The following is a 26,259-nucleotide window of genomic DNA, read 5'->3' on the forward strand; positions in this document are numbered from 1 at the left end:
CATCGAACTGCCAGAAGGCGTTGAGATGGTAATGCCAGGCGACAACATCAAGATGGTTGTGACTCTGATCCACCCAATCGCGATGGACGACGGTCTGCGTTTCGCAATCCGTGAAGGCGGCCGTACCGTTGGCGCGGGCGTTGTTGCTAAAGTTCTGGGCTAATTAATTATCCCCGAATAAAAAAGGACGCTTCGGCGTCCTTTTTTGTTTTCTACCACTCCGGTACTGTCACAAAATTACGCATTTTTTGCCGGCTCCCGCCCCGTATTGTGGCGTTTGTGCTATTGTAATCATAACCATTCTCACTTACACTTTGCGCATAATTTGAACGGGAGTCTCTATGTACGTTTGTTTATGTAATGGTGTAAGCGACAAGAAAATACGTCAGGCCGTTCGTCAGTTTCAGCCTCAGTCATTTCAGCAGCTACGCAAATTTGTTCCAGTGGGAAATCAATGCGGTAAATGTGTACGTGCTGCGCGAGAGATCATGCAGGACGAATTGATGCAGATCCCGGAATACAAAGAGATCGCGTAAGCGTCCATCTTTTTTTTGACATCCCTGTAGCCCGATCTACGCTTCAATGAGTGGAAGCGGAGGGACTATATAATGAAAGGTGATGTTAAAATCATAAGTTATCTCAATAAATTATTGGGAAATGAGCTTGTCGCAATTAACCAGTACTTTCTTCACGCGAGAATGTTCAAAAACTGGGGGCTTAAACGTCTGAACGACGTTGAGTACCATGAATCGATCGATGAAATGAAGCACGCTGATAAATATATCGAGCGTATTTTATTCCTTGAAGGCATTCCAAACCTGCAGGATCTCGGAAAGCTGGGCATCGGAGAAGATGTCGAAGAGATGCTGCGTTCCGACCTCAGGCTGGAACTTGAAGGTGCCAAAGATCTCCGTGAAGCCATTGCCTATGCCGACAGCGTACATGACTACGTCAGTCGCGATATGATGATTCAGATCCTGGCCGATGAAGAAGGTCATATTGACTGGCTGGAAACGGAGCTGGATCTGATTGCTAAAATCGGTCTGCAGAACTACCTTCAGTCGCAGATTAAAGTGGAAGAGTAACCACCGTCTTCCAGCCTACGCATAAACCCGCTGCTGCCAGAAATGGCCCAAAAGGCAGTGGGTTTTTTAATGCTCCCTTATCGCCGGTGAGTAACGAAAACACAAGAATGCTAAGTAGAGCCATAAGCGCAGCGAGTAACGCCAGCGTAGGCACTATGCACCAGCCATGCCACGCACCAAGCGCCGCCAGGTATTTTACATCGCCGTATCCCATCCCTTCACGCCGGCAGATAAACCGATATCCCCAGTAAATAACGGCAAAGCCGACATATCCAGCCATCGCACCCACCACTGCACTTGGCAGAAAATCAGGTTGGACACAGAGCTGGAAGAGCAGGCCCGCCCATAGCAGCGGGCAGAGAAATTTATCGGGAAGCAGTCCGTAGCGAATATCCGCATGTACAAGAAAGGCAGTCAGCGAAAAATAGATCAGCAAAAAGAGGAGGGTGGTTAACATGGCAAAGGCCTCAAAGGGGTTTGAGCGCATCCTCGCTATAATCGGCCTGGTCGGCAATCTATAAAAACGACACTTGCGTAGGGGCTCGAGACAAAGCCTTGAGAAGGGATACATTGCGTAAAAAGTTGCGCGCCCTTACCCATACTGCGCCTCTGGCGCTTAATTTCTAAACGGCACTTGCGTCTTGTCCAGATTTACGTATAATGCGCGGGCTTGTCGTAATTGACGGCGGGTTCAATCAGAACCAGAGTAGCTCATTTTGTTACTCAACAATGCTCCCAATTGGGGAGCTACGTAAGAACGGTTACACTCTCCCATCAATCGTAATGGGTTTGAGGAGTAATCATTTTCGTTTATAAAATAATTGGAGCTCTGGTCTCATGCAGAACCAAAGAATCCGTATCCGCCTTAAAGCGTTTGATCATCGTCTGATCGATCAATCAACCGCGGAAATCGTCGAGACTGCTAAGCGCACTGGTGCGCAAGTCCGTGGTCCGATCCCGCTGCCGACCCGCAAAGAGCGCTTCACCGTTCTGATCTCTCCGCACGTCAACAAAGACGCGCGCGATCAGTACGAAATCCGCACTCACAAGCGTCTGGTTGACATCGTTGAGCCAACTGAGAAAACCGTTGATGCTCTGATGCGTCTGGATCTGGCTGCCGGTGTAGACGTGCAGATCAGCCTGGGTTAATCAGGTCATCGAGCGATTGAGAGGTTGAAACAATGATTGGTTTAGTCGGTAAAAAAGTGGGTATGACCCGCATCTTCACTGAAGATGGCGTTTCTATCCCAGTAACCGTAATCGAAGTTGAAGCAAACCGCGTTACTCAGGTTAAAGATCTGGCTAACGATGGCTACCGCGCTATTCAGGTTACCACTGGTGCTAAAAAAGCTAACCGTGTAACCAAACCAGAAGCGGGTCACTTCGCTAAAGCTGGCGTAGAAGCTGGCCGTGGTCTGTGGGAATTCCGTCTTGCTGAAGGCGAAGAGTTCACCGTAGGTCAGGACATTAGCGTTGAGCTGTTTGCTGACGTTAAAAAAGTTGACGTAACCGGTACCTCTAAAGGTAAAGGTTTTGCTGGTACCGTTAAGCGCTGGAACTTCCGTACCCAGGACGCTACCCACGGTAACTCCTTGTCTCACCGCGTTCCGGGTTCTATCGGTCAGAACCAGACTCCGGGCAAAGTGTTCAAAGGCAAGAAAATGGCAGGTCAGCTGGGTAACGAACGTGTAACCGTTCAGAGCCTGGACGTAGTACGTGTTGACGCTGAGCGCAACCTGCTGCTGGTTAAAGGTGCAGTTCCGGGTGCAACCGGTAGCGACCTGATCGTTAAACCAGCTGTGAAGGCGTAAGGGGATAGCAATGGAATTAGTATTGAAAGACGCGCAGAGCGCGCTGACTGTTTCCGAAACTACCTTCGGTCGTGATTTCAACGAAGCGCTGGTTCACCAGGTTGTTGTTGCTTATGCAGCTGGTGCTCGTCAGGGTACTCGTGCTCAGAAGACTCGTGCTGAAGTAACTGGTTCTGGCAAAAAGCCATGGCGCCAGAAAGGTACCGGCCGTGCGCGTTCAGGTTCTATCAAGAGCCCGATCTGGCGTTCAGGTGGCGTGACCTTCGCTGCGCGTCCACAGGACCACAGTCAAAAAGTTAACAAAAAGATGTACCGCGGCGCGCTGAAAAGCATCCTGTCCGAACTGGTACGTCAGGATCGTCTGATCGTTGTCGAGAAGTTCTCTGTTGAAGCGCCTAAAACTAAGCTGCTGGCACAGAAACTGAAAGACATGGCTCTGGAAGATGTGCTGATCATCACCGGTGAGCTGGACGAGAACCTGTTCCTGGCCGCACGTAACCTGCATAAGGTTGACGTACGCGATGCGACTGGTATCGACCCGGTTAGCCTGATCGCCTTCGACAAAGTCGTAATGACTGCTGATGCTGTTAAGCAAGTTGAGGAGATGCTGGCATGATTCGTGAAGAACGTCTGCTGAAGGTGCTTCGCGCACCGCACGTTTCTGAAAAAGCGTCTACTGCGATGGAAAAAACAAACACCATCGTTCTCAAAGTTGCTAAAGACGCGACCAAAGCAGAGATCAAAGCTGCTGTGCAGAAACTGTTTGAAGTCGAAGTCGAAGTCGTTAACACCCTGGTAGTTAAAGGGAAAGTTAAACGTCACGGACAGCGTATCGGTCGTCGTAGCGACTGGAAAAAAGCTTACGTCACCCTTAAAGAAGGCCAGAACCTGGACTTCGTTGGCGGCGCTGAGTAAGTCGGAGGAGTAATACAATGGCAGTTGTTAAATGTAAACCGACATCTCCGGGTCGTCGCCACGTAGTTAAAGTGGTTAACCCTGAGCTGCACAAGGGCAAACCTTTTGCTCCGTTGCTGGAAAAAAACAGCAAATCCGGTGGTCGTAACAACAATGGCCGTATCACCACTCGTCACATCGGTGGTGGCCACAAGCAGGCTTATCGTATTGTTGACTTCAAACGCAACAAAGACGGTATCCCAGCAGTTGTTGAACGTCTTGAGTACGATCCGAACCGTTCCGCGAACATCGCGCTGGTTCTGTACAAAGACGGCGAACGCCGTTACATCCTGGCCCCTAAAGGCCTGAAAGCTGGCGACCAGATTCAGTCTGGCGTTGATGCTGCAATCAAAGCAGGCAACACCCTGCCGATGCGCAATATCCCGGTTGGTTCTACCGTTCATAACGTAGAAATGAAACCAGGTAAAGGCGGTCAGCTGGCACGTTCCGCTGGTACTTACGTTCAGATCGTTGCTCGTGATGGTGCTTATGTCACCCTGCGTCTGCGTTCTGGTGAAATGCGTAAAGTCGAAGCAGACTGCCGCGCTACTCTGGGCGAAGTTGGCAATGCTGAGCATATGCTGCGCGTTCTGGGTAAAGCAGGTGCTGCACGCTGGCGTGGTGTTCGTCCTACCGTTCGCGGTACTGCGATGAACCCAGTCGACCACCCACATGGTGGTGGTGAAGGTCGTAACTTTGGTAAGCACCCGGTAACTCCGTGGGGCGTTCAGACCAAAGGTAAGAAGACCCGCAGCAACAAGCGTACTGATAAATTTATCGTACGTCGCCGTAGCAAATAATTTTAGAGGATAAGCCATGCCACGTTCTCTCAAGAAAGGTCCTTTTATTGACCTGCACTTGCTGAAGAAGGTAGAGAAAGCGGTGGAAAGCGGAGACAAGAAGCCCCTGCGCACTTGGTCCCGTCGTTCAACGATCTTTCCTAACATGATCGGTTTGACCATCGCTGTCCATAATGGTCGTCAGCACGTTCCAGTCTTTGTTACCGACGAAATGGTTGGTCACAAACTGGGTGAATTCGCACCGACTCGTACTTATCGCGGCCACGCTGCTGATAAAAAAGCGAAGAAGAAATAAGGTAGGAGGAAGAGATGGAAACTTTAGCTCAACATCGCCATGCTCGTTCTTCTGCTCAGAAGGTTCGCCTTGTTGCTGACCTGATTCGCGGTAAGAAAGTGTCGCAGGCCCTGGACATCCTGACCTATACCAACAAGAAAGCTGCGGTATTGGTCAAGAAAGTACTGGAATCTGCCATTGCTAACGCTGAACACAACGATGGCGCTGACATCGACGATCTGAAAGTCGCGAAAATTTTCGTAGATGAAGGCCCAAGCATGAAGCGCATTATGCCGCGTGCGAAAGGTCGTGCAGATCGCATCCTGAAGCGCACCAGCCACATTACTGTGGTTGTGTCCGATCGCTGAGACTCTGGAGACTAGCAATGGGTCAGAAAGTACATCCTAATGGTATTCGCCTGGGTATTGTAAAACCATGGAACTCTACCTGGTTTGCGAACACCAAAGAATTCGCTGACAACCTGGACAGCGATTTTAAAGTACGTCAGTACCTGACTAAGGAACTGGCTAAAGCGTCTGTATCTCGTATCGTTATCGAGCGTCCAGCGAAGAGCATCCGTGTGACTATTCACACTGCTCGTCCTGGCATCGTTATCGGTAAGAAAGGCGAAGACGTAGAAAAACTGCGCAAGGTCGTAGCGGATATCGCTGGCGTTCCTGCACAGATCAATATCGCTGAAGTTCGTAAGCCTGAACTGGACGCTAAATTGGTTGCTGACAGCATCACTTCACAGCTGGAACGTCGTGTTATGTTCCGTCGTGCTATGAAGCGTGCTGTACAGAACGCAATGCGTCTGGGCGCTAAAGGTATCAAAGTTGAAGTTAGCGGCCGTCTGGGCGGCGCGGAAATCGCACGTACCGAATGGTACCGCGAAGGTCGCGTACCGCTGCACACTCTGCGTGCTGACATCGACTACAACACCTCTGAAGCGCACACCACTTACGGTGTAATCGGCGTTAAGGTATGGATCTTCAAAGGTGAGATCCTGGGTGGTATGGCTGCTGTTGAACAACCGGAAAAACCGGCTGCTCAACCTAAAAAGCAGCAGCGTAAAGGCCGTAAATAAGGAGCGTCGCTGATGTTACAACCAAAGCGTACAAAATTCCGTAAAGTGCACAAAGGCCGCAACCGTGGTCTGGCGCAGGGTACGGATGTTAGCTTCGGCACTTTCGGTCTGAAAGCTGTTGGCCGTGGTCGTCTGACTGCACGTCAGATCGAAGCAGCACGTCGTGCAATGACCCGTGCAGTTAAGCGTCAAGGTAAGATCTGGATCCGTGTATTCCCGGACAAACCGATCACCGAGAAGCCACTGGAAGTTCGTATGGGTAAAGGTAAAGGTAACGTGGAGTACTGGGTTGCCTTGATCCAACCGGGCAAAGTCCTTTATGAAATGGACGGTGTTCCGGAAGAGCTGGCCCGTGAAGCCTTCGGCCTGGCAGCAGCGAAACTGCCTATCAAAACCACCTTTGTAACTAAGACGGTGATGTAATGAAAGCAAAAGAGCTGCGTGAAAAAAGCGTTGAAGAGCTGAACGCTGAGCTGCTGAACCTGCTGCGTGAGCAGTTCAACCTGCGTATGCAGGCTGCAAGTGGCCAGCTGCAACAGACTCACCTGCTGAAGCAAGTGCGTCGCAATGTTGCACGCGTTAAGACTTTACTGACTCAGAAGGCGGGTGCGTAATGACCGATAAAATCCGTACTCTGCAAGGTCGTGTTGTTAGCGACAAAATGGAGAAATCCATTGTTGTAGCTATCGAACGTATTGTGAAACACCCGATCTACGGTAAATTCATCAAGCGTACGACCAAACTGCACGTACATGACGAGAACAACGAATGTGGTATCGGCGACAAGGTTGAAATCCGTGAATGCCGTCCACTGTCCAAGACTAAGTCCTGGACGCTGGTTCGCGTTGTAGAGAAAGCGGTTCTGTAATACAGTACGCCTTCTCAATACGAATAAACGGCTCAGCGATGAGCCGTTTATTTTTTCTACCCATATTGCAGAAGCGGTGTTATAATGCCGCGCCCTCGATATGGGGCTTTTTAACGGCTCTGATTTTAGAGTCTCAGGTAGTAGTTGACATTAGCGGAGCACTAAAATGATCCAAGAACAGACTATGCTGAACGTCGCCGACAACTCCGGTGCACGTCGCGTAATGTGTATCAAGGTTCTGGGTGGCTCGCACCGTCGCTACGCAGGCGTAGGCGACATCATCAAGATCACCATCAAGGAAGCAATTCCACGTGGTAAGGTCAAAAAAGGTGATGTGCTGAAGGCGGTAGTGGTGCGCACCAAGAAGGGTGTTCGTCGCCCTGACGGTTCTGTCATTCGCTTCGATGGTAATGCATGCGTTATTTTAAACAATAACAGCGAGCAGCCTATCGGCACGCGTATCTTTGGGCCGGTAACTCGTGAACTTCGTACTGAGAAGTTCATGAAAATTATCTCTCTGGCACCAGAAGTACTCTAAGGAGCGAATCATGGCAGCGAAAATCCGTCGTGATGACGAAGTTATCGTGTTAACCGGTAAAGATAAAGGTAAACGCGGTAAAGTAAAAAATGTTCTGTCTTCCGGCAAACTTGTCGTTGAAGGTATCAACCTGGTTAAGAAACATCAGAAGCCGGTTCCGGCCCTGAACCAACCAGGTGGCATCGTTGAAAAAGAAGCTGCTATTCAGGTTTCTAACGTTGCAATCTTCAATGCGGCTACCGGCAAGGCTGACCGTGTAGGCTTTAGATTCGAAGACGGCAAAAAAGTCCGTTTCTTCAAGTCTAACAGCGAAACTATCAAGTAATTTGGAGTAGTACGATGGCGAAACTGCATGATTACTACAAAGACGAAGTAGTTAACAAACTCATGACTGAGTTTAACTACAATTCTGTCATGCAAGTCCCTCGGGTCGAGAAGATCACCCTGAACATGGGTGTTGGTGAAGCGATCGCTGACAAGAAACTGCTGGATAACGCAGCAGCTGACCTGACAGCAATCTCCGGTCAAAAACCGCTGATCACCAAAGCACGCAAATCTGTTGCAGGCTTCAAAATCCGTCAGGGCTATCCGATCGGCTGTAAAGTAACTCTGCGTGGCGAACGCATGTGGGAGTTCTTTGAGCGCCTGATCACTATTGCTGTTCCACGTATCCGTGACTTCCGTGGCTTGTCCGCTAAGTCTTTCGACGGTCGTGGTAACTACAGCATGGGTGTCCGTGAGCAGATCATCTTCCCAGAAATCGACTACGATAAAGTCGACCGCGTGCGTGGTTTGGATATTACCATTACCACTACTGCGAAATCTGACGAAGAAGGCCGTGCTCTGCTGGCTGCCTTTGACTTCCCGTTCCGCAAGTAAGGTAGGGTTACTGAATGGCTAAGCAATCAATGAAAGCACGCGAAGTAAAGCGCGTAGCTTTAGCTGATAAATTCTTCGCTAAACGCGCTGAACTGAAAGCGATCATTTCTGATGTGAACGCTTCCGACGAAGATCGTTGGAATGCGGTTCTCAAGCTGCAGTCTCTGCCGCGTGATTCCAGCCCGTCTCGTCAGCGTAACCGCTGTCGTCAAACAGGTCGTCCACATGGTTATGTGGGCAAGTTTGGGTTGAGCCGTATCAAACTGCGTGAAGCCGCTATGCGCGGTGAAGTGCCAGGCTTGAAAAAGGCTAGCTGGTAATTACCAATTGAATCACGGGAGTAAAGACAGATGAGCATGCAAGATCCGATCGCGGATATGCTGACCCGTATCCGTAACGGTCAGGCCGCGAACAAAGTTGCGGTCACCATGCCTTCCGCCAAGCTGAAAGTGGCAATTGCCAACGTGCTGAAGGAAGAAGGTTTTATCGAAGATTTTAAAGTTGAAGGCGACACCAAGCCGGAACTGGAACTTACTCTTAAGTATTTCCAGGGTAAAGCTGTTGTAGAAAGCATTCAGCGTGTCAGCCGCCCAGGTCTGCGCATCTATAAGAAAAAAGATGAGCTGCCAAAAGTTATGGCTGGTCTTGGTATCGCAGTTGTTTCTACCTCTAAAGGTGTTATGACTGATCGTGCAGCGCGCCAGGCTGGTCTTGGTGGCGAAATTATCTGCTACGTAGCCTAATCGGAGGAAAGAATGTCTCGTGTTGCTAAAGCACCGGTCGTTATTCCTGCCGGCGTTGATGTTAAAATCGACGGTCAGGTTATTACGATCAAAGGTAAAAACGGCGAGCTGACTCGTACCCTCAACAAAGCTGTTGAAGTTAAACATGCAGATAACGCTCTGACCTTCGGTCCACGTGATGGTTTCGTGGATGGATGGGCTCAGGCTGGTACCGCGCGTGCCCTGCTGAACTCAATGGTTGTTGGTGTTACCGAAGGCTTCACTAAAAAGCTTCAGCTGGTTGGTGTAGGTTATCGTGCAGCTATCAAAGGGAATGCAGTAGGCCTGTCTCTGGGCTTCTCACACCCTGTTGAGCATCCGCTGCCGGCCGGTATCACTGCAGAATGTCCGACTCAAACTGAAATCGTGCTGAAAGGCGCTGATAAACAGCTGATCGGTCAGGTTGCAGCAGATCTGCGCGCCTACCGTCGTCCTGAGCCTTACAAAGGCAAGGGTGTTCGTTACGCCGACGAAGTCGTGCGTACCAAAGAGGCTAAGAAGAAGTAAGGTAACACTATGGATAAGAAATCTGCTCGTATCCGTCGTGCGACCCGCGCACGCCGCAAGCTCAAAGAGCTGGGTGCAACTCGCCTGGTGGTACATCGTACCCCGCGTCATATTTACGCACAGGTAATTGCACCGAACGGTTCTGAAGTTCTGGTAGCTGCTTCTACTGTAGAAAAAGCTATCTCAGAACAATTGAAGTACACCGGTAACAAAGACGCCGCTGCAGCTGTAGGTAAAGCTGTTGCTGAACGCGCTCTGGAAAAAGGCATCAGCAATGTTTCCTTTGACCGTTCCGGGTTCCAATATCATGGTCGTGTCCAGGCACTGGCAGATGCTGCCCGTGAAGCTGGCCTTCAGTTCTAAGGTAGAGGTGTAAGATGGCTCACATCGAAAAACAGGCTGGCGAACTGCAGGAAAAGCTGATCGCGGTAAACCGCGTATCTAAAACCGTTAAAGGTGGTCGTATTTTCTCCTTCACAGCTCTGACTGTAGTAGGCGATGGTAACGGTCGCGTTGGTTTTGGTTACGGTAAAGCGCGTGAAGTTCCAGCAGCGATCCAGAAAGCGATGGAAAAAGCCCGTCGCAATATGATTAACGTCGCGCTGAACAACGGCACCCTGCAGCACCCAGTTAAAGGTGTTCACACGGGTTCTCGTGTATTCATGCAGCCAGCTTCAGAAGGTACCGGTATCATCGCCGGTGGTGCAATGCGCGCCGTTCTGGAAGTTGCTGGGGTTCATAACGTTCTGGCCAAAGCATATGGTTCCACTAACCCGATCAACGTGGTTCGTGCAACTATTGATGGCCTGGAAAATATGAATTCTCCAGAAATGGTCGCTGCCAAGCGTGGTAAATCCGTTGAAGAAATTCTGGGGTAATTGACCATGGCAAAGACTATTAAAATCACTCAAACCCGCAGTGCAATCGGTCGTCTGCCGAAACACAAGGCAACGCTGCTTGGCCTGGGTCTGCGTCGTATTGGTCATACCGTTGAGCGCGAGGATACTCCTGCTGTTCGTGGTATGGTCAACGCGGTTTACTTCATGGTTAAAGTTGAGGAGTAAGAGATGCGTTTAAATACTCTGTCTCCGGCCGAAGGCTCTAAAAAGGCGGGTAAACGCCTGGGTCGTGGTATCGGTTCTGGCCTCGGCAAAACCGGTGGTCGTGGTCACAAAGGTCAGAACTCTCGTTCTGGCGGTGGCGTACGTCGCGGTTTCGAGGGTGGCCAGATGCCACTGTACCGTCGTCTGCCGAAGTTCGGCTTCACTTCTCGCAAAGCAGCGATCACAGCGGAAATCCGTCTGTCTGACCTGGCGAAAGTTGAAGGCGGCGTTGTAGACCTGAACACGCTGAAAGCAGCAAACATTATCGGTATCCAGATCGAGTTCGCGAAAGTGATCCTGGCTGGTGAAGTGTCTACTCCGGTAACTGTTCGTGGCCTGCGTGTTACTAAAGGTGCTCGTGCTGCTATCGAAGCTGCTGGCGGTAAAATTGAGGAATAAGTAGCAGATGGCTAAGCAACCGGGATTAGATTTTCAAAGTGCCAAAGGTGGATTTGGCGAGCTGAAACGCAGACTGCTGTTTGTTATCGGCGCGCTGATTGTGTTCCGTATTGGCTCTTTTATTCCGATCCCTGGTATCGATGCCGCTGTACTTGCCAAACTGCTTGAGCAACAGCGAGGCACCATCATTGAAATGTTCAACATGTTCTCTGGTGGTGCTCTCAGCCGTGCTTCTATCTTCGCATTGGGTATTATGCCGTACATTTCGGCATCAATTATTATCCAGCTGCTGACGGTCGTTCATCCGACCCTGGCAGAGTTGAAGAAAGAAGGGGAGTCTGGACGTCGTAAGATTAGTCAGTACACCCGTTACGGTACTCTGGTGCTGGCAATATTCCAGTCGATCGGTATTGCTACCGGTTTGCCGAATATGCCTGGTATGCAGGGCCTGGTGTTAAACCCGGGCTTTGCATTCTACTTCACCGCTGTTGTAAGTCTGGTCACAGGGACTATGTTCCTGATGTGGCTCGGCGAACAGATTACTGAGCGTGGTATCGGTAACGGTATCTCTATCATTATCTTCGCCGGTATTGTTGCGGGCCTCCCGCCAGCCATCGCCCATACTATCGAGCAAGCGCGTCAAGGCGACCTGCACTTCCTCCTGTTGCTGTTGGTTGCAGTATTAGTATTTGCAGTGACGTTCTTTGTTGTCTTCGTTGAACGTGGTCAACGCCGCATTGTGGTGAACTACGCTAAACGTCAGCAGGGTCGTCGTGTCTATGCTGCACAGAGCACACATTTACCGCTGAAAGTGAACATGGCGGGGGTTATCCCGGCTATCTTCGCTTCCAGTATTATTCTGTTCCCGGCGACCATCGCGTCATGGTTCGGGGGCGGTACTGGTTGGAACTGGCTGACAACAATTTCGCTGTATTTGCAGCCTGGGCAACCACTTTATGTGTTACTCTATGCGTCTGCGATCATCTTCTTCTGTTTCTTCTACACGGCGTTGGTCTTCAACCCGCGTGAAACAGCAGATAACCTGAAGAAGTCCGGTGCATTTGTACCAGGAATTCGTCCGGGAGAGCAAACGGCGAAGTATATCGATAAAGTAATGACTCGTCTGACTTTGGTTGGTGCGCTTTATATTACTTTTATCTGCCTGATCCCGGAGTTCATGCGTGATGCAATGAAAGTACCGTTCTACTTCGGTGGGACCTCACTGCTTATCGTTGTTGTCGTGATTATGGACTTTATGGCTCAAGTGCAAACTCTGATGATGTCCAGTCAGTACGAGTCTGCATTGAAGAAGGCGAACCTGAAAGGCTACGGCCGCTAAATGGTCGCCTGAGAAGTTACGGAGAGTAAAAATGAAAGTTCGTGCTTCCGTCAAGAAATTATGCCGTAACTGCAAAATCGTAAAGCGTGATGGTGTCATCCGTGTGATTTGCAGTGCCGAGCCGAAGCATAAACAGCGCCAAGGCTGATTATTTCGCATATTTTTCTTGCAAAGTTGGGTTGAGCTGGCTAGATTAGCCAGCCAATCTTTTGTATGTCTGTACGTTTCCATTTGAGTATCCTGAAAACGGGCTTTTCAGCATGGTGCGTACATATTAAATAGTAGGAGTGCATAGTGGCCCGTATAGCAGGCATTAACATTCCTGATCAGAAACATGCTGTGATCGCATTAACTTCGATCTACGGCGTCGGCAAGACCCGTTCTAAAGCCATTCTGGCTGCAGCGGGTATCGCTGAAGATGTTAAGATCAGTGAGCTGTCTGAAGAACAAATCGACACGCTGCGTGACGAAGTTGCCAAATTTGTCGTTGAAGGTGATCTGCGCCGTGAAATCAGCATGAGCATCAAGCGCCTGATGGATCTTGGTTGCTATCGCGGTTTGCGTCATCGTCGTGGTCTGCCAGTGCGCGGTCAGCGTACTAAGACCAACGCACGTACCCGTAAGGGTCCGCGCAAACCGATCAAGAAATAATCGGGGTGATTGAATAATGGCAAAGGCACCAGTTCGTGCACGTAAACGTGTAAGAAAACAAGTCTCTGACGGCGTGGCTCATATCCATGCTTCTTTCAACAACACCATCGTTACTATTACTGATCGTCAGGGTAACGCATTGGGTTGGGCAACAGCCGGTGGTTCCGGTTTCCGTGGTTCTCGCAAATCCACTCCGTTCGCAGCTCAGGTTGCAGCAGAGCGTTGTGCAGAAGCCGTAAAAGAATACGGCATCAAGAATCTGGAAGTTATGGTTAAAGGTCCGGGTCCGGGTCGTGAATCTACTGTTCGCGCTCTGAACGCCGCTGGTTTCCGCATCACGAATATTACTGATGTGACTCCGATCCCTCATAACGGTTGTCGTCCGCCGAAAAAACGTCGCGTATAACGCTCCGTTTTTTAGGTTAGTTGGAGATAGAAAATGGCAAGATATTTGGGTCCTAAGCTCAAGCTGAGCCGTCGTGAGGGCACCGACTTATTCCTTAAGTCTGGCGTTCGCGCGATCGATACCAAGTGTAAAATTGAACAAGCTCCTGGCCAGCACGGTGCGCGTAAACCGCGTCTGTCTGACTATGGTGTGCAGTTGCGTGAAAAGCAAAAAGTTCGCCGTATGTACGGTGTGCTGGAGCGTCAGTTCCGTAACTACTATAAAGAAGCAGCACGTCTGAAAGGCAACACAGGTGAAAACCTGCTGGCTCTGCTGGAAGGTCGTCTGGACAACGTTGTATACCGTATGGGCTTCGGCGCTACTCGTGCTGAATCACGTCAGCTGGTTAGCCACAAAGCAATCATGGTAAACGGTCGTGTTGTTAACATCGCTTCTTATCAGGTTAAAGCGAATGACGTTGTTAGCATTCGTGAGAAAGCGAAAAAGCAATCTCGCGTGAAGGCCGCTCTGGAGCTGGCTGAGCAGCGTGAAAAGCCAACCTGGCTGGAAGTTGATGCTGGCAAGATGGAAGGTACGTTCAAGCGTCAGCCAGAACGTTCTGATCTGTCTGCGGACATTAACGAACACCTGATCGTCGAGCTTTACTCCAAGTAAAGCTTAGTACCAAAGAGAGGACACAATGCAGGGTTCTGTGACAGAGTTTCTAAAACCGCGCCTGGTAGATATCGAGCAAGTGAGTTCGACGCACGCCAAGGTGACCCTTGAGCCTTTAGAGCGTGGCTTTGGCCATACTCTGGGTAACGCACTGCGCCGTATTCTGCTCTCATCGATGCCGGGTTGCGCGGTGACCGAGGTTGAGATTGATGGTGTACTTCATGAGTACAGCACCAAAGAAGGCGTTCAGGAAGATATCCTTGAAATCCTGCTCAACCTGAAAGGGCTGGCGGTGAGAGTTCAGGGTAAAGATGAAGTTATTCTTACTCTGAATAAATCTGGCATTGGCCCTGTGACTGCAGCCGACATCACCCATGACGGTGATGTTGAAATCGTCAAGCCGCAGCACGTGATCTGCCACCTGACCGATGAGAACGCAGCTATTAGCATGCGTATCAAAGTTCAGCGCGGTCGTGGTTATGTGCCGGCTTCTGCCCGAATTCATTCGGAAGAAGATGAGCGCCCAATCGGCCGTCTGCTGGTCGACGCATGCTATAGCCCTGTAGAGCGTATTGCCTACAATGTTGAAGCAGCGCGTGTAGAACAGCGTACCGACCTGGACAAGCTGGTCATCGAAATGGAAACCAACGGCACAATCGATCCTGAAGAGGCGATTCGTCGTGCGGCAACCATCCTGGCAGAACAACTGGAAGCTTTCGTTGACTTACGTGATGTACGTCAGCCGGAAGTGAAAGAAGAGAAACCAGAATTCGATCCGATCCTGCTGCGCCCTGTTGACGATCTCGAGTTGACTGTCCGCTCTGCTAACTGCCTCAAGGCAGAAGCTATCCACTATATCGGTGATCTGGTACAGCGTACCGAGGTTGAGTTGCTGAAAACGCCGAACCTGGGTAAAAAATCTCTTACTGAGATTAAAGACGTGCTGGCTTCACGTGGTCTGTCTCTGGGCATGCGCCTGGAAAACTGGCCACCGGCAAGCATTGCTGACGAGTAACCGGATCACAGGTTAAGGTTTTACTGAGAAGGATAAGGTCATGCGCCATCGTAAGAGTGGTCGTCAACTGAACCGCAACAGCAGCCATCGCCAGGCTATGTTCCGCAACATGGCAGGTTCACTGGTTCGTCATGAGATCATCAAGACGACCCTGCCTAAAGCGAAAGAGCTGCGTCGCGTAGTTGAGCCGCTGATTACTCTTGCCAAGACTGACAGCGTTGCTAATCGTCGTCTGGCATTCGCCCGTACTCGTGATAACGAGATCGTGGCAAAACTGTTTAACGAACTGGGCCCGCGTTTCGCGAGCCGTGCCGGTGGTTACACTCGCATTCTGAAGTGTGGTTTCCGTGCAGGCGACAACGCGCCGATGGCTTACATCGAGCTGGTTGATCGTTCAGAGAAAGCAGAAGCTGCTGCAGAGTAATCTGCAGTAACGTAAAAAAACCCGCTCCGGCGGGTTTTTTTATATCCGCGATATCCCCACTTCTCTACAATGTCTGTATCAATTCTGTTCAATCCCTGGAGCTGGTAATGTGGTTGCTCGACCAGTGGGCAGAACGCCATATTCGCGATGCCCAAAAAAAAGGTGAATTCGACGATCTCCCGGGAAGCGGCGAACCCCTTGCGCTTGACGATGATTCGCACATCGCGCCTGAACTACGGGCTGGATACCGTTTGCTGAAAAATGCGGGCTGTCTCCCCCCGGAGCTCGAACAGCGCAGAGAAGCTGTTGAACTGGCCGATCTTCTCAAAGAGATCCGCCATGACGATCCACGACATTCTGAACTTAGCCGCCGTCTCGCCCTGCTTGAACTCAAGCTGCGCCAGGCTGGGATGAACACTAATTTTCTTCACGGTAAATATGGTGAAAGATTGATGCAGAAAATAAGCGAGGAGTAGTTATGTACCGCATCGGTGAACTTGCGAAGCTTGCGAACGTTACGCCGGATACTATCCGATATTACGAAAAGCAGCAGATGATCGATCATGAAGTTCGGACTGAAGGAGGCTTTCGCCTTTATACCGATAACGATCTGCAGCGCCTGCGGTTTATTCGTTATGCGCGTCAGCTCGGTTTCACGCTGGATTCGATCCGCGAGTTATTATCGATCCGCATCGATCCGGAACATCACACCTGCCAGGAATCTAAAAGCATCGTGCAGGCCCGGCTGGATGAAGTCGAAGCGCGTATACAGGAACTGCAAACCATGCAGCGCTCTCTGCAAAGGCTGAATGATGCCTGCTGCGGTACGGCACACAGCAGCATTTATTGTTCAATCCTCGAAGCCCTTGAACAGGGAGCGAGTGGAGAAACGCAGGGCTGTTGATTTTTAGTTCAACCGGGTCTAGACTCCCGTCGTCATAAACCCTGCTCTGGAGACATTATGAGCCGCTATCAGCACACGAAAGGACAAATTAAGGACAATGCCATTGAGGCGTTACTTCACGACCCGTTATTCAGGCAGCGCGTTGAGAAAAATAAAAAAGGGAAAGGAAGTTATCTGCGTAAAGACAAACATGAAAAACGGGGTAACTGGGAGGCCAGTGGCAAGCAAGCGAATCGCTTATTTACCACTGGCCTTCCTGCTTTTATCTATTGATTAGACGCGATTATTCTGCTCTTTTAACAGATCGCGGATCTCACTTAACAGCACTTCTTCTTTCGTTGGCGCAGGTGCTGCAGCCGGCTCTTCTTTTTTACGGTTGAGCCTGTTGATCAGCTTGATAGCCATAAATATGGCAAATGCGACAATCACAAAATCAAATACGTTCTGAATAAATACGCCGTAGTGCATTACTACTGCCGGAACATCACCCTGCGCTTCACGCAGCGTGAAAGCGAACTGTTTGAAATCAATGCCGCCGATTAACAACCCTAAAGGTGGCATGATAATGTCAGCCACTAATGATGAAACAATCTTGCCGAATGCCGCACCAATAATGACACCCACTGCCAAATCCACTACGTTCCCGCGCATCGCAAATTCGCGAAATTCTTTAATAAAACTCATTGTTCTCTCCTTGTGCCAGCTGACGAGTTTAAGTTTAACAAATCATTAGCCAATTGCCATTCGGGATAATTAAACATTCTGAAAAACAAAAGGCACAGAAATGAAAAGGATAAAGTAAGGGTGCTCTTTCTCGAGCACCCAATTCTTTAAAGGAAGAATGGACTTGGCTGGAATAAACGTTCGACGTCGGTAATAAACTTTTTATCGGTAAGGAACATAATAACGTGATCGCCTTGCTCAATTCGTAAATTATCATTGGCAATCATGACATCATTCCCGCGCACAACGGCGCCGATAATCGTGCCTGGCGGCAGTTTAATTTCGTCGATCGAACGGCCGACGACGCGCGACGTCGTTTCATCTCCATGAGCAACGGCTTCAATGGCTTCCGCTACGCCACGGCGGAGCGATGACACACCGACAATATCCGCTTTACGAACATGGCTCAGGAGCGCGGAAATTGTCGCCTGCTGAGGGGAAATGGCAATATCAATAACGCTGCCCTGAACCAGATCGACATACGCCTTACGCTGGATAAGCACCATTACTTTTTTAGCCCCCATGCGCTTCGCGAGCATGGCGGACATTATATTCGCCTCGTCGTCGTTGGTGACGGCAATAAAGAGATCAACTTGATCAATATGCTCTTCAGCCAGCAACTCCTGATCAGACGCATCACCATAAAATACAATCGTATTTTGAAGTTTTTCCGCCAGTTCAGCAGCACGCTGTTGATCGCGCTCGATCAACTTCACGCTGTAATCTTTTTCCAGCCGATGTGCCAGACCGGCACCGATATTGCCGCCGCCGACCAGCATAATGCGTTTATAGGGTTTTTCGAGACGCTGAAGTTCACTCATCACCGCACGAATATGCTGTGAGGCCGCAATAAAGAAGACCTCATCACCGGCTTCGACAATCGTGGAGCCTTGCGGGCGAATTGGCCTGTCGTGACGGAAAATCGCTGCAACGCGCGTATCGATATGCGGCATGTGCTCGCGCATGGTGGAAAGCGCATTGCCGATCAATGGTCCGCCATAATAGGCCTTAACCACTGCCAGGCTCACTTTGCCCTCGGCAAAGTTCACCACCTGCAGGGCACCCGGATATTCAATCAGGCGATAGATATTGTCGATAACCAGCTGTTCTGGCGCGATGAGGTGGTCAATGGGAACCGCTTCGGAATTAAACAGTTTTTCAGCATCGCGAACATAGTCCGGAGAGCGAATACGCGCAATTCGGTTTGGCGTGTTGAAAAGCGAGTAGGCCACCTGACAGGCCACCATATTGGTTTCGTCAGAACTGGTTACCGCAACCAGCATGTCGGCATCGTCGGCGCCCGCCTCACGAAGAACACGTGGGTGCGAACCATGACCCTGCACCACGCGCAGGTCAAACTTGTCCTGCAAGACGCGCAGACGATCGCCGTTGGTATCAACAATTGTGATGTCGTTGTTTTCGCCAACCAGGTTTTCCGCCAGCGTTCCGCCCACCTGTCCTGCACCCAGAATGATAATCTTCATATCTCGTGACCTGTTCTCAACATCACTCTTTGATTAGCTTAGCGTAAAAGAAGCCATCGCCCTCTTCAGCACCCGGCAGGTTCTGCAGACCCGGGGATTCAGGCGTTCCCGTATCGCGCAGCGCGGCGTCCGGCGTACGTTTAAGGAAGGCCGCGATTTGCTGGCTGTTTTCTTCCGGCAGTACGGAGCAGGTCGCATAGACCAGCGTTCCGCCAGATTTAAGATGCGGCCAAATGGCGTCGAGAATGTCGGATTGCAGTTGGGCAAGTTCCTGAATATCACGATCGCGGCGTAGCCACTTGATGTCCGGATGACGACGAATAACACCGGTTGCAGAGCAGGGGGCATCCAGCAAAATGCGATCGAATTGCGTTTCACCACACCACTCTGCGGGTTTGCGTCCATCGCCCTGCTTAACCTGAGCCTTCATGCCCAGACGCTTAAGGTTGTCGTAGACGCGTGAGAGACGCTGTTCATCGACGTCCACTGCCATCACGCTGGCCTGCGGAGCCACTTCCAGAATATGCGTCGTTTTGCCCCCAGGTGCGGCGCAAAGATCGAGGATCTGCTCACCATTTTTGGGTTCAAGCCAGGTCATGCAACCCTGCGCCGAGGCATCCTGTACGGTAACCCAGCCCTCATCAAAACCGGGTAATGCATGTACCGGTGCCGGTGAGGCCAGACGTACAGCATCCGGATAGGCTTGATGCGGGAATCCACTCATTCCAGCTTCTTCAAGCAATGCCAGCCATGCGGCTCGGGTGTGGTGATTCCGGTTCACGCGTAACCACATTGGCGGGCGCTGGTTGTTGGCCTCGGTAATATCCAGCCACTCCTGTGGATAGGCTTTTTTCAGGCGCTTCAACAGCCAGTCCGGGTGCAGGAAACGTGCTTCGCTTTGGGCAAATTCAGCCAGAAGCTCTTCCTGCTGTCTCTGGAACTGACGAAGTACGCCGTTGATCAGGCCTTTCAGCTGAGGGCGTTTAATCGCAACGGCGCCTTCCACCGTCTCAGCCAGCGCGGCATGAGGTGGGATGCGGGTATGAAGAAGCTGATAAAAGCCCACCATAATCAAATAGTGTACGGTGCGCTGCTTGCCTGTCATTGGGCGTGACATCAGCTTGTTAATCAGCCACTCAAGCTGAGAAAGCGTGCGCAGAACGCCAAAGCAGAGCTCCTGAAGCAGGGCTTTGTCTTTATCAGAGACTTTTTGTTGCAGAGGAGGCAGGACGTTACTTAATGACTGGCCCTGCTCGATAACCTGCTCAACGGCCTGAGCCGCCATACTGCGAAGATTTTGTTTTTTCATAACCGTAAAAATAAAAATGCCCGGAAACACCGGGCCTTAAGGATAAATTTGCTCAGGCAAGACGATTGCCCGGAATAAACCATTCGCGGCGGGAATTTAACAGATCCTGAGCGCTCATGGCCTTCTTGCCGGCCGGTTGTAGCGATTCAAGATTCAGGATCCCTTGCGCAGTCGCCACCTGGATCCCGTTCTTGTTGGCGTCAACAATCGTGCCGGGTTCAGCCGTGGTAGTACCGCTAATGACGGAGGCTTTCCAGACTTTCACCGGCTGCTCATCAATTTCCATCCAGCTCATCGGCCACGGATTAAAGGCGCGAATGCAGCGTTCAAGCTGCGCGGCTGACAGGGACCAGTCGATCCGCGCTTCTTCTTTGCTCAGTTTTTCGGCATAAGTCACCAGAGCGTCATCCTGAACTTCCGGTTTCGCCGTATTGTCAGCAAGCTGCTGGAGCGTCTCGATAAGCCCTTGTGGGCCAAGGTCTGCCAGTTTGTCATACAGCGTAGCGCTGGTATCGTCTGACGTTATGGGGCACGCCAGTTTATACAGCATATCGCCGGTGTCTAAACCTACGTCCATCTTCATGATGGTAACGCCCGTTTCGGCATCGCCTGCCCACAGCGAGCGCTGGATAGGTGCAGCACCACGCCAGCGCGGGAGCAGAGACCCATGCACGTTGATGCACCCCAGGCGAGGCATATCGAGCACAGCTTTCGGCAAAATTAAACCGTAAGCCACCACCACCATTACGTCGGCATTCAGGTCAGCAACCAGCTGCTGATTTTCCTGTGGGCGCAACGATGCGGGCTGAAAAACGGGTAGCCCATGCTCTTCTGCCAGCACCTTTACCGGGCTCGGCATCAGTTTTTTGCCGCGACCAGCAGGACGGTCCGGCTGGGTAAAGACGCCAACAACCTGGTGACCAGACGATAACAGCGCGTCAAGATGACGCGCTGCAAAATCAGGGGTTCCCGCGAAGATAATACGTAGTGTTTTAGACACGATGATCCTTGTATCCGGGGGGACGCTATGCGCGAGAACGCAAACGATCCAGTTTCTCTACTTTTTGACGAATACGCTGCTGTTTCAGCGGCGAGAGATAATCGATAAACAGTTTACCGACCAGGTGATCCATCTCATGCTGAATACAAATTGCCAGCAGGTCGTCTGCTTCCAGTTCGAACGGGTTACCGTCACGATCCAGAGCGCGAATTTTCACCTTTTCGGCACGCGGTACTAAAGCGCGCTGCTCAGGAATGGACAGACAGCCTTCCTCAATACCGGTTTCGCCACTCTTTTCGAGTAGCTCAGGGTTGATCAGCACCAGACGCTCATCGCGATTTTCGGAAACATCAATCACGATAATACGCTTATGAATGTCCACCTGGGTCGCCGCCAGGCCAATGCCTTCTTCGGCGTACATGGTATCGAACATATCATCAACGATACGCTGGATTTCTGCATTCACTTCTTTGACCGGTTCAGCGACGATGCGAAGGCGCTCGTCCGGAATATGTAACACTTGCAAAACTGCCATAAATTTCCAGAGTCGTGTTCAGGAGTTGATAAGAATACTCTCTCTATTCTAGACAAATCCCCCATCGATTGACAGCATCAGTGACCAATCGCAATGATTGCGGAGGCCGCTTATGGCAGGGGAAAGGATGACGTCTACCGAAATATGGCTACGGCTAATACACACAGGGTCGCTGTGTGGTGATGTAATGCTGGAAGCGGCTGCGCGACTGCAGAAGCAGGAACACCTCAACGTGCTCGTGGCCAGAAACGCCGGGCTGACAGCAAAGCAGGTTGAACGCTTCTTTGCACTCGATGAGAGCGAGCTGGAACGTAGCCTTATGTGGCTTGAGCAGCCGGGACATCATTTATTAACGGCCAACCATCCCCTTTATCCTCCTTTGCTCCGCACGATTCCTGATTATCCCGGGGCGTTATTCATAAAAGGTAATCCTGAGGCGCTTAATACGGTTCAGCTGGCGGTGGTAGGCAGTCGTGCGCCGTCATGGTACGGCGAGCGATGGGGGAAAATCCTGTGCGAACAACTGTCGCAAAGCGGTTTCACGATCACCAGCGGGCTGGCCTGCGGTATTGACGGCGTAGCCCACAGCGCGGCGCTTTCAGTTAAGGGACGAAGCGTAGCGGTGCTGGGGAACGGTCTTTTTAGCATTTATCCACGCCGGCATCAGGCACTGGCGATGCGGCTTATCGAATCTGACGGCGCTATAGTGTCTGAGTTTCCGCTTTCCGCACAGCCCAGGCCGGCAAACTTTCCGCGTCGTAATCGGATTATCAGCGGGCTTAGCAAAGGCGTGCTGGTGGTTGAAGCGGCGCGCCGAAGCGGTTCGCTGGTCACGGCGCGATGCGCGCTCGAACAGGGGAGAGAAGTCTTCGCCTTGCCTGGTCCGATAGGTAATCCCGGATGCGAGGGGCCCCACTGGCTGATTAAGCAAGGGGCAACGCCGGTAACAGAAGTAGGAGATATTCTTGAAAATTTGCAATATGGGTTGCAATGGCTGCAGGAAGATCCCGAAAAGCGACAATATTCATCAGATCAGGGAAAGGTGGCATTGCCATTTCCCAAGCTCCTGGCTAACGTAGGAGATGAGGTAACACCTGTTGACGTTGTCGCTGAACGTGCCGGCCAACCTGTGCCAGTAACGGTAGCACAGCTACTCGAACTGGAGTTAGCAGGGTGGATCGCAGCTGTACCCGGCGGCTATGTCCGATTAAGGAGGGCATGCCATGTTCGACGTACTGATGTATTTGTTTGAGACTTACATCCATAACGAAGCAGAAATGCGAGTGGATCAGGACAAATTGACACAGGATCTTACCGATGCGGGGTTTGAGCGGGAAGATATCTATAATGCGTTGATGTGGCTGGAAAAACTGGCTGATTATCAGGAAGGCCTCGCCGAACCGATGCAGCTTGCTTCTGACCCATTGTCAGTACGCATTTATACCGCGGAAGAGTGTGAAAGGCTGGACGCCAGCTGCCGGGGGTTCATCTTATTCCTTGAGCAGATTCAGGTGTTGAACCTCGAAACGAGAGAAATGGTGATAGAGCGCGTCATGGCGCTGGATACAGCAGAATTTGAACTGGAAGATCTCAAGTGGGTGATCCTGATGGTTCTGTTTAATATCCCGGGCTGTGAAAACGCCTATCAGCAAATGGAAGAATTACTCTTTGAAGTGAATGAAGGTATGCTGCACTAATTCAATGTGCAGCACCAAGAGTTGTTATGGCCAAATCAGCACTATTCACGGTGCATAAAAACGAGCCCTGCCCGCAGTGCGGGGCTGAACTTGTTATTCGGGCCGGGAAACACGGCCCGTTTCTCGGTTGTTCACACTATCCGGAATGTGATTATGTCCGTCCCCTGAAAAGCCAGGCGGATGGACATATCGTTAAAATTCTGGAGGGTCAGTATTGCCCACTCTGCGGTGGTGAATTAGCCCTGCGGCAGGGGCGTTTCGGCATGTTTATTGGATGTAGCCGCTACCCGGAATGTGAGCATACGGAACAAATCGATAAGCCTGATGAAACGGCAATTGCGTGCCCACAGTGTCAGCGCGGTCAGTTGGTACAGCGCCGCTCCCGTTATGGTAAGACTTTCCATTCATGCGATCGCTACCCTGAATGCCAGTTCGTTATCAATTTTAAACCGGTAGCGGGAACCTGCCCTCATTGCAATTATCCGCTACTTATAGAGAAGAAAACCGCGCAAGGCATGAAACGCTTCTGCGCCAGTAAACAATGTGGAAAGCCGGTTACGGCGGATCAAAATAGTGAATAATAACCTGCCATCAGGCTCCATTGCGCATGCTGTGGACGTACTGAAAAAAGAAGAAGTTATCGCCTATCCAACTGAAGCTGTTTTTGGAGTCGGTTGCGATCCTGACAGCAAGACGGCCGTGAGCCGACTGCTTGCCTTAAAACAAAGACCCGTCGAGAAAGGGCTGATTTTGATCGCTGCGAATTACGAGCAGCTTAAACCCTATATCGATGACTCCATGCTGACGCCGGCGCAGCGCGAGACTATCTTCTCCGCGTGGCCTGGCCCGGTGACCTTCGTTTTCCCGGCGCAGCCGACAACGCCTCGCTGGTTAACCGGACGTTTTGATTCCCTCGCCGTTCGCGTAACTGACCATCCGCTGGTGGTTGAGCTGTGTCTGGCATTTGGTAAACCGCTGGTCTCAACCAGCGCCAACTTGACCGGATTGCCACCTTGCCGGACAACCGAAGAAGTACTGGCGCAGTTCGGGAATGACTTCCCTGTCGCTGTCGGTGAAACGGGAGGGCGCCTGAATCCGTCTGAAATTCGCGATGCTTTGACCGGCGAACGTTTTCGCCAGGGGTAATCTCATGGAAACCTATGCTGTTTTTGGTAATCCGATCGCACATAGCAAGTCACCTTTGATCCATCAGCAATTTGCGAAGCAGCTGCAGATAAATCATCCCTATGGTCGCGTACTGGCACCGGTGGATGCATTTATTCCAACGCTGGAGGCTTTTTTCGCCGCGGGCGGTAAAGGCGCGAATGTGACGGTTCCTTTTAAAGAGGAAGCCTTCGAACGAGCGGATGAGCTCACCGAGCGCGCTTCACTGGCTGGTGCAGTCAATACCCTAAAACGGCTTGAGGATGGGCGCCTTTTGGGTGACAACACCGACGGGATTGGTTTACTTAGCGACCTGGAACGACTGTCGTTTATTAATCCCGGGTTTCGGATCCTGCTGATTGGTGCGGGTGGCGCATCGCGGGGAGTGCTGTTGCCTCTGCTTTCACTGGACTGCGCGGTGACCATTACCAACAGAACCTTTTCCCGCGCAGAAGCGCTGGCGGCGTTGTTTGCCCATACCGGCAGCGTGAGCGCGGTAGCGCTTGACGATCTTGCCGATCGTGAGTTTGATCTTGTCATCAACGCCACGTCCAGCGGCATTAATGGCGAGATCCCGGCAATTCCCGCTTCTCTGGTCAGCGCGCATATGTACTTCTATGACATGTTTTATCAGAAAGGGAAGACGCCTTTCCTTAACTGGTGCGAACAACACGGCGCGAAACAGTTAGCCGATGGGCTGGGAATGCTGGTGGGTCAGGCCGCGCATGCGGTGCTGCTCTGGCATGGCGTGTTGCCTGCGGTTGAACCTGTCATTGAAAAGTTAAAGCAGGAGCTGTCGGCGTGAACCAGGCTATTCATTTCCCGGACAGAGAGAACTGGGATGAGAGTAAACAAGCGGTCTGTTTTCCGGTGCTGGTGCAGGGGATGCAACTGACCTGTGCCATTCATGGGGAAACGCTGTTGCGTCGTTTTGGCGGCTCAGACCCGATAGCGATATTTTGCGAAAATCGCTGGGATCTGGAAGAGGAAGCCAGCGATTTAATCCGCGAACAGCAGGAAGACGATCAAGGCTGGGTTTGGCTGTCCTGATCCAAATAGTCATTCTTCCAGTTAACGTAGTTGTTCGCCGAGTATTTTAACCCTTCGATCTCTGCCTCCTTCAGGGGGCGGATCTGTTTTACCGGGCTTCCCAGATAGAGATAGCCACTCTCCAGCCGTTTGTTCTGCGGGACCAGGCTACCAGCACCAATCATTACGTCATCTTCTACTATGACGCCATCCAGCAAAATCGACCCCATGCCAACAAGTACGCGATTTCCGATAGTGCAGCCGTGAAGCATCACTTTATGGCCGACGGTAACCTCTTGTCCAATGATGAGGGGATTGCCCTCCGGGTTATAGGAGGATTTGTGCGTGACATGCAGAACGCTACCGTCCTGAATATTGGTACGGGCGCCAATCGACACATAGTTAACATCTCCCCTGATGGCGACGAGCGGCCAGATGCTGACGTCATCGGCCATTCGGACATCGCCAATCACCACGCTGCTGGCATCGATCATCACGCGATCGCCTTTTTGGGGGAACCGATCTTTATAAGGACGTAATACTGCGGGCATATCTACCTCTAACAATGAGCGCTATACAGAAGACTTTGATCATATTTTGGGATCGAGGCAAGGCAAAATACGTCAATATTTAAGCAGATCGGGCGGGATTTCAGCGAAAAGCGCGGAAAATCAGCAGTCGGAAAAAAAGATCTAAAAAATACTTGTGCTAAAAAATGGGATCCCTATAATGCGCCTCCATCGACACGGCGGATGTGAATCACTTCACACAACAAGCGGTTCGGTTGAAGAGAAAAAATCCTGAAATAACGGGTTGACTCTGAAAGAGGAAAGCGTAA

At 51.1% G+C, this 26,259-nt stretch carries 46 protein-coding genes and 1 pseudogene; 40 read left to right on the plus strand and 7 right to left on the minus strand.

What is annotated here, in order from left to right; genetic code table 11:
- The 3 genes and pseudogenes from tuf to bfr form a co-directional block, all read left to right on the plus strand.
- A pseudogene (gene tuf, locus SPG90_RS22055) lies at positions 1 to 163 on the plus strand (elongation factor Tu); the annotation flags it as partial.
- Between the two features lie 178 nt (positions 164 to 341).
- Complete coding sequence (bfd, locus tag SPG90_RS22060) at positions 342 to 536, plus strand: bacterioferritin-associated ferredoxin (RefSeq protein ID WP_008503493.1); 195 nt, start codon at positions 342 to 344, stop codon at positions 534 to 536.
- A gap of 72 nt (positions 537 to 608) precedes the next feature.
- Complete coding sequence (bfr, locus tag SPG90_RS22065) at positions 609 to 1,085, plus strand: bacterioferritin (protein WP_008503492.1); 477 nt, start codon at positions 609 to 611, stop codon at positions 1,083 to 1,085.
- Here bfr and SPG90_RS22070 read toward each other — a convergent pair.
- Positions 1,069 to 1,542: a prepilin peptidase gene (locus tag SPG90_RS22070; protein WP_045405331.1), complete on the minus strand. Its 474-nt coding sequence runs from the start codon at positions 1,540 to 1,542 to the stop codon at positions 1,069 to 1,071. The two genes, bfr and SPG90_RS22070, sit on opposite strands and share 17 nt — an antisense overlap.
- Before the next feature lie 380 nt (positions 1,543 to 1,922).
- Between SPG90_RS22070 and rpsJ the strand changes: the two genes are divergently transcribed.
- The 31 genes from rpsJ to SPG90_RS22225 all read left to right on the plus strand — a co-directional run bounded on the left by rpsJ (position 1,923) and on the right by SPG90_RS22225 (position 16,753).
- Positions 1,923 to 2,234, plus strand: a complete 312-nt coding sequence (gene rpsJ / locus SPG90_RS22075) for a 30S ribosomal protein S10 (RefSeq protein ID WP_001181005.1) — start codon at positions 1,923 to 1,925, stop codon at positions 2,232 to 2,234.
- A gap of 32 nt (positions 2,235 to 2,266) precedes the next feature.
- A complete protein-coding gene (gene rplC, locus SPG90_RS22080) occupies positions 2,267 to 2,896 on the plus strand; it encodes a 50S ribosomal protein L3 (protein WP_003863274.1) in 630 nt (209 codons plus the stop codon).
- Positions 2,897 to 2,906: 10 nt separating this feature from the next.
- Positions 2,907 to 3,512: a 50S ribosomal protein L4 gene (rplD, locus tag SPG90_RS22085; protein ID WP_000424395.1), complete on the plus strand. Its 606-nt coding sequence runs from the start codon at positions 2,907 to 2,909 to the stop codon at positions 3,510 to 3,512.
- Positions 3,509 to 3,811 (plus strand): 50S ribosomal protein L23, encoded by a 303-nt coding sequence (gene rplW, locus SPG90_RS22090; RefSeq protein ID WP_000617546.1) that lies wholly within the window; start codon positions 3,509 to 3,511, stop codon positions 3,809 to 3,811. Before rplD ends, rplW begins: the two co-directional genes overlap by 4 nt.
- Before the next feature lie 17 nt (positions 3,812 to 3,828).
- Positions 3,829 to 4,650, plus strand: coding sequence for a 50S ribosomal protein L2 (gene rplB, locus SPG90_RS22095; RefSeq protein ID WP_000301859.1), 822 nt, complete (start codon positions 3,829 to 3,831; stop codon positions 4,648 to 4,650).
- Between the two features lie 16 nt (positions 4,651 to 4,666).
- Complete coding sequence (gene rpsS, locus SPG90_RS22100) at positions 4,667 to 4,945, plus strand: 30S ribosomal protein S19 (protein ID WP_001138117.1); 279 nt, start codon at positions 4,667 to 4,669, stop codon at positions 4,943 to 4,945.
- A gap of 14 nt (positions 4,946 to 4,959) precedes the next feature.
- Positions 4,960 to 5,292 (plus strand): 50S ribosomal protein L22, encoded by a 333-nt coding sequence (gene rplV / locus SPG90_RS22105; RefSeq protein WP_002919773.1) that lies wholly within the window; start codon positions 4,960 to 4,962, stop codon positions 5,290 to 5,292.
- 17 nt (positions 5,293 to 5,309) lie between these two features.
- A complete protein-coding gene (rpsC, locus tag SPG90_RS22110) occupies positions 5,310 to 6,011 on the plus strand; it encodes a 30S ribosomal protein S3 (RefSeq protein ID WP_000529945.1) in 702 nt (233 codons plus the stop codon).
- Positions 6,012 to 6,023: 12 nt separating this feature from the next.
- The gene (gene rplP / locus SPG90_RS22115; protein WP_002919759.1) at positions 6,024 to 6,434 is read left to right on the plus strand and encodes a 50S ribosomal protein L16; all 411 of its coding nucleotides are present in this window, start codon (positions 6,024 to 6,026) and stop codon (positions 6,432 to 6,434) included.
- Positions 6,434 to 6,625 carry a 50S ribosomal protein L29 gene (gene rpmC, locus SPG90_RS22120; protein WP_003863282.1) on the plus strand — a complete coding sequence of 64 codons (192 nt, stop codon included), beginning with the start codon at positions 6,434 to 6,436 and terminating at the stop codon, positions 6,623 to 6,625. Before rplP ends, rpmC begins: the two co-directional genes overlap by 1 nt.
- Positions 6,625 to 6,879 carry a 30S ribosomal protein S17 gene (rpsQ, locus tag SPG90_RS22125; protein WP_008503489.1) on the plus strand — a complete coding sequence of 85 codons (255 nt, stop codon included), beginning with the start codon at positions 6,625 to 6,627 and terminating at the stop codon, positions 6,877 to 6,879. The genes rpmC and rpsQ overlap by 1 nt, the downstream gene beginning before the upstream one ends.
- 166 nt (positions 6,880 to 7,045) lie before the next feature.
- Positions 7,046 to 7,417 carry a 50S ribosomal protein L14 gene (gene rplN / locus SPG90_RS22130; RefSeq protein ID WP_002919748.1) on the plus strand — a complete coding sequence of 124 codons (372 nt, stop codon included), beginning with the start codon at positions 7,046 to 7,048 and terminating at the stop codon, positions 7,415 to 7,417.
- A gap of 10 nt (positions 7,418 to 7,427) precedes the next feature.
- On the plus strand, positions 7,428 to 7,742 hold the full coding sequence (gene rplX, locus SPG90_RS22135; RefSeq protein ID WP_003863287.1) for a 50S ribosomal protein L24: 315 nt from the start codon (positions 7,428 to 7,430) through the stop codon (positions 7,740 to 7,742).
- A gap of 14 nt (positions 7,743 to 7,756) precedes the next feature.
- A complete protein-coding gene (gene rplE, locus SPG90_RS22140; protein WP_001096206.1) occupies positions 7,757 to 8,296 on the plus strand; it encodes a 50S ribosomal protein L5 in 540 nt (179 codons plus the stop codon).
- A 14-nt stretch (positions 8,297 to 8,310) separates the two neighbouring features.
- Complete coding sequence (gene rpsN / locus SPG90_RS22145; RefSeq protein ID WP_003863291.1) at positions 8,311 to 8,616, plus strand: 30S ribosomal protein S14; 306 nt, start codon at positions 8,311 to 8,313, stop codon at positions 8,614 to 8,616.
- Positions 8,617 to 8,646: 30 nt separating this feature from the next.
- Entirely contained in the window at positions 8,647 to 9,039 is a 393-nt protein-coding gene (gene rpsH, locus SPG90_RS22150; protein WP_006178918.1) for a 30S ribosomal protein S8, read from the plus strand.
- A 12-nt stretch (positions 9,040 to 9,051) separates the two neighbouring features.
- Positions 9,052 to 9,585: a 50S ribosomal protein L6 gene (gene rplF, locus SPG90_RS22155; RefSeq protein ID WP_003863296.1), complete on the plus strand. Its 534-nt coding sequence runs from the start codon at positions 9,052 to 9,054 to the stop codon at positions 9,583 to 9,585.
- 9 nt (positions 9,586 to 9,594) lie between these two features.
- The gene (rplR, locus tag SPG90_RS22160; protein ID WP_003863297.1) at positions 9,595 to 9,948 is read left to right on the plus strand and encodes a 50S ribosomal protein L18; all 354 of its coding nucleotides are present in this window, start codon (positions 9,595 to 9,597) and stop codon (positions 9,946 to 9,948) included.
- 14 nt (positions 9,949 to 9,962) lie between these two features.
- On the plus strand, positions 9,963 to 10,463 hold the full coding sequence (gene rpsE / locus SPG90_RS22165) for a 30S ribosomal protein S5 (RefSeq protein ID WP_003863299.1): 501 nt from the start codon (positions 9,963 to 9,965) through the stop codon (positions 10,461 to 10,463).
- A gap of 6 nt (positions 10,464 to 10,469) precedes the next feature.
- Complete coding sequence (rpmD, locus tag SPG90_RS22170) at positions 10,470 to 10,649, plus strand: 50S ribosomal protein L30 (RefSeq protein ID WP_003863301.1); 180 nt, start codon at positions 10,470 to 10,472, stop codon at positions 10,647 to 10,649.
- Between the two features lie 3 nt (positions 10,650 to 10,652).
- Complete coding sequence (gene rplO, locus SPG90_RS22175) at positions 10,653 to 11,087, plus strand: 50S ribosomal protein L15 (protein WP_003863304.1); 435 nt, start codon at positions 10,653 to 10,655, stop codon at positions 11,085 to 11,087.
- Between the two features lie 7 nt (positions 11,088 to 11,094).
- Positions 11,095 to 12,426, plus strand: coding sequence for a preprotein translocase subunit SecY (gene secY, locus SPG90_RS22180; RefSeq protein WP_045405329.1), 1,332 nt, complete (start codon positions 11,095 to 11,097; stop codon positions 12,424 to 12,426).
- Positions 12,427 to 12,457: 31 nt separating this feature from the next.
- Positions 12,458 to 12,574, plus strand: coding sequence for a 50S ribosomal protein L36 (gene rpmJ / locus SPG90_RS22185; RefSeq protein ID WP_000868187.1), 117 nt, complete (start codon positions 12,458 to 12,460; stop codon positions 12,572 to 12,574).
- Positions 12,575 to 12,720: 146 nt separating this feature from the next.
- On the plus strand, positions 12,721 to 13,077 hold the full coding sequence (gene rpsM, locus SPG90_RS22190; protein ID WP_003863308.1) for a 30S ribosomal protein S13: 357 nt from the start codon (positions 12,721 to 12,723) through the stop codon (positions 13,075 to 13,077).
- Positions 13,078 to 13,093: 16 nt separating this feature from the next.
- Positions 13,094 to 13,483, plus strand: coding sequence for a 30S ribosomal protein S11 (gene rpsK / locus SPG90_RS22195; protein ID WP_003863312.1), 390 nt, complete (start codon positions 13,094 to 13,096; stop codon positions 13,481 to 13,483).
- Between the two features lie 33 nt (positions 13,484 to 13,516).
- Entirely contained in the window at positions 13,517 to 14,137 is a 621-nt protein-coding gene (rpsD, locus tag SPG90_RS22200) for a 30S ribosomal protein S4 (RefSeq protein ID WP_004868345.1), read from the plus strand.
- A gap of 25 nt (positions 14,138 to 14,162) precedes the next feature.
- Positions 14,163 to 15,152, plus strand: a complete 990-nt coding sequence (locus tag SPG90_RS22205; RefSeq protein ID WP_002919219.1) for a DNA-directed RNA polymerase subunit alpha — start codon at positions 14,163 to 14,165, stop codon at positions 15,150 to 15,152.
- 40 nt (positions 15,153 to 15,192) lie between these two features.
- Positions 15,193 to 15,576 (plus strand): 50S ribosomal protein L17, encoded by a 384-nt coding sequence (rplQ, locus tag SPG90_RS22210; protein ID WP_001216368.1) that lies wholly within the window; start codon positions 15,193 to 15,195, stop codon positions 15,574 to 15,576.
- A gap of 107 nt (positions 15,577 to 15,683) precedes the next feature.
- A complete protein-coding gene (locus SPG90_RS22215) occupies positions 15,684 to 16,052 on the plus strand; it encodes a DUF1992 domain-containing protein (RefSeq protein ID WP_047173932.1) in 369 nt (122 codons plus the stop codon).
- Positions 16,053 to 16,054: 2 nt separating this feature from the next.
- A complete protein-coding gene (zntR, locus tag SPG90_RS22220; protein ID WP_029740638.1) occupies positions 16,055 to 16,480 on the plus strand; it encodes a Zn(2+)-responsive transcriptional regulator in 426 nt (141 codons plus the stop codon).
- A gap of 57 nt (positions 16,481 to 16,537) precedes the next feature.
- On the plus strand, positions 16,538 to 16,753 hold the full coding sequence (locus tag SPG90_RS22225) for an alternative ribosome-rescue factor A (protein ID WP_023309450.1): 216 nt from the start codon (positions 16,538 to 16,540) through the stop codon (positions 16,751 to 16,753).
- On the opposite strand, the gene mscL is transcribed toward SPG90_RS22225, so the two are convergent.
- The 5 genes from mscL to def all read right to left on the minus strand — a co-directional run bounded on the left by mscL (position 16,754) and on the right by def (position 21,531).
- A complete protein-coding gene (mscL, locus tag SPG90_RS22230) occupies positions 16,754 to 17,164 on the minus strand; it encodes a large-conductance mechanosensitive channel protein MscL (protein WP_023309449.1) in 411 nt (136 codons plus the stop codon). It lies immediately after the preceding gene.
- Between the two features lie 146 nt (positions 17,165 to 17,310).
- On the minus strand, positions 17,311 to 18,687 hold the full coding sequence (gene trkA / locus SPG90_RS22235) for a Trk system potassium transporter TrkA (RefSeq protein ID WP_008503482.1): 1,377 nt from the start codon (positions 18,685 to 18,687) through the stop codon (positions 17,311 to 17,313).
- A gap of 22 nt (positions 18,688 to 18,709) precedes the next feature.
- Positions 18,710 to 19,996 carry a 16S rRNA (cytosine(967)-C(5))-methyltransferase RsmB gene (rsmB, locus tag SPG90_RS22240; RefSeq protein WP_045405334.1) on the minus strand — a complete coding sequence of 429 codons (1,287 nt, stop codon included), beginning with the start codon at positions 19,994 to 19,996 and terminating at the stop codon, positions 18,710 to 18,712.
- 52 nt (positions 19,997 to 20,048) lie between these two features.
- Complete coding sequence (gene fmt, locus SPG90_RS22245; RefSeq protein ID WP_023333663.1) at positions 20,049 to 20,996, minus strand: methionyl-tRNA formyltransferase; 948 nt, start codon at positions 20,994 to 20,996, stop codon at positions 20,049 to 20,051.
- Positions 20,997 to 21,021: 25 nt separating this feature from the next.
- Positions 21,022 to 21,531: a peptide deformylase gene (gene def / locus SPG90_RS22250; protein ID WP_006812188.1), complete on the minus strand. Its 510-nt coding sequence runs from the start codon at positions 21,529 to 21,531 to the stop codon at positions 21,022 to 21,024.
- Between the two features lie 127 nt (positions 21,532 to 21,658).
- Between def and dprA the strand changes: the two genes are divergently transcribed.
- From dprA to SPG90_RS22280, 6 genes are read left to right on the plus strand one after another with little or no spacing between them, the layout of a single operon-like run.
- Positions 21,659 to 22,783, plus strand: coding sequence for a DNA-protecting protein DprA (dprA, locus tag SPG90_RS22255; protein WP_045357957.1), 1,125 nt, complete (start codon positions 21,659 to 21,661; stop codon positions 22,781 to 22,783).
- The gene (smg, locus tag SPG90_RS22260; protein ID WP_008503477.1) at positions 22,755 to 23,228 is read left to right on the plus strand and encodes a DUF494 family protein Smg; all 474 of its coding nucleotides are present in this window, start codon (positions 22,755 to 22,757) and stop codon (positions 23,226 to 23,228) included. Before dprA ends, smg begins: the two co-directional genes overlap by 29 nt.
- Before the next feature lie 26 nt (positions 23,229 to 23,254).
- The gene (locus SPG90_RS22265; protein WP_045405325.1) at positions 23,255 to 23,809 is read left to right on the plus strand and encodes a type I DNA topoisomerase; all 555 of its coding nucleotides are present in this window, start codon (positions 23,255 to 23,257) and stop codon (positions 23,807 to 23,809) included.
- On the plus strand, positions 23,802 to 24,374 hold the full coding sequence (gene tsaC / locus SPG90_RS22270) for an L-threonylcarbamoyladenylate synthase type 1 TsaC (RefSeq protein WP_045619581.1): 573 nt from the start codon (positions 23,802 to 23,804) through the stop codon (positions 24,372 to 24,374). The genes SPG90_RS22265 and tsaC overlap by 8 nt, the downstream gene beginning before the upstream one ends.
- A 4-nt stretch (positions 24,375 to 24,378) precedes the next feature.
- The gene (gene aroE / locus SPG90_RS22275) at positions 24,379 to 25,197 is read left to right on the plus strand and encodes a shikimate dehydrogenase (protein WP_322408400.1); all 819 of its coding nucleotides are present in this window, start codon (positions 24,379 to 24,381) and stop codon (positions 25,195 to 25,197) included.
- A complete protein-coding gene (locus SPG90_RS22280; protein WP_045405320.1) occupies positions 25,194 to 25,442 on the plus strand; it encodes a DUF1488 domain-containing protein in 249 nt (82 codons plus the stop codon). The genes aroE and SPG90_RS22280 overlap by 4 nt, the downstream gene beginning before the upstream one ends.
- On the opposite strand, the gene SPG90_RS22285 is transcribed toward SPG90_RS22280, so the two are convergent.
- Positions 25,418 to 25,972 carry a gamma carbonic anhydrase family protein gene (locus tag SPG90_RS22285; protein WP_045405318.1) on the minus strand — a complete coding sequence of 185 codons (555 nt, stop codon included), beginning with the start codon at positions 25,970 to 25,972 and terminating at the stop codon, positions 25,418 to 25,420. The two genes, SPG90_RS22280 and SPG90_RS22285, sit on opposite strands and share 25 nt — an antisense overlap.
- Positions 25,973 to 26,259 lie beyond the last annotated feature (287 nt).

It is taken from the genome of Enterobacter sp. D2 (genome assembly GCF_034427575.1).
GTDB lineage: Bacteria > Pseudomonadota > Gammaproteobacteria > Enterobacterales > Enterobacteriaceae > Enterobacter > Enterobacter cloacae_M.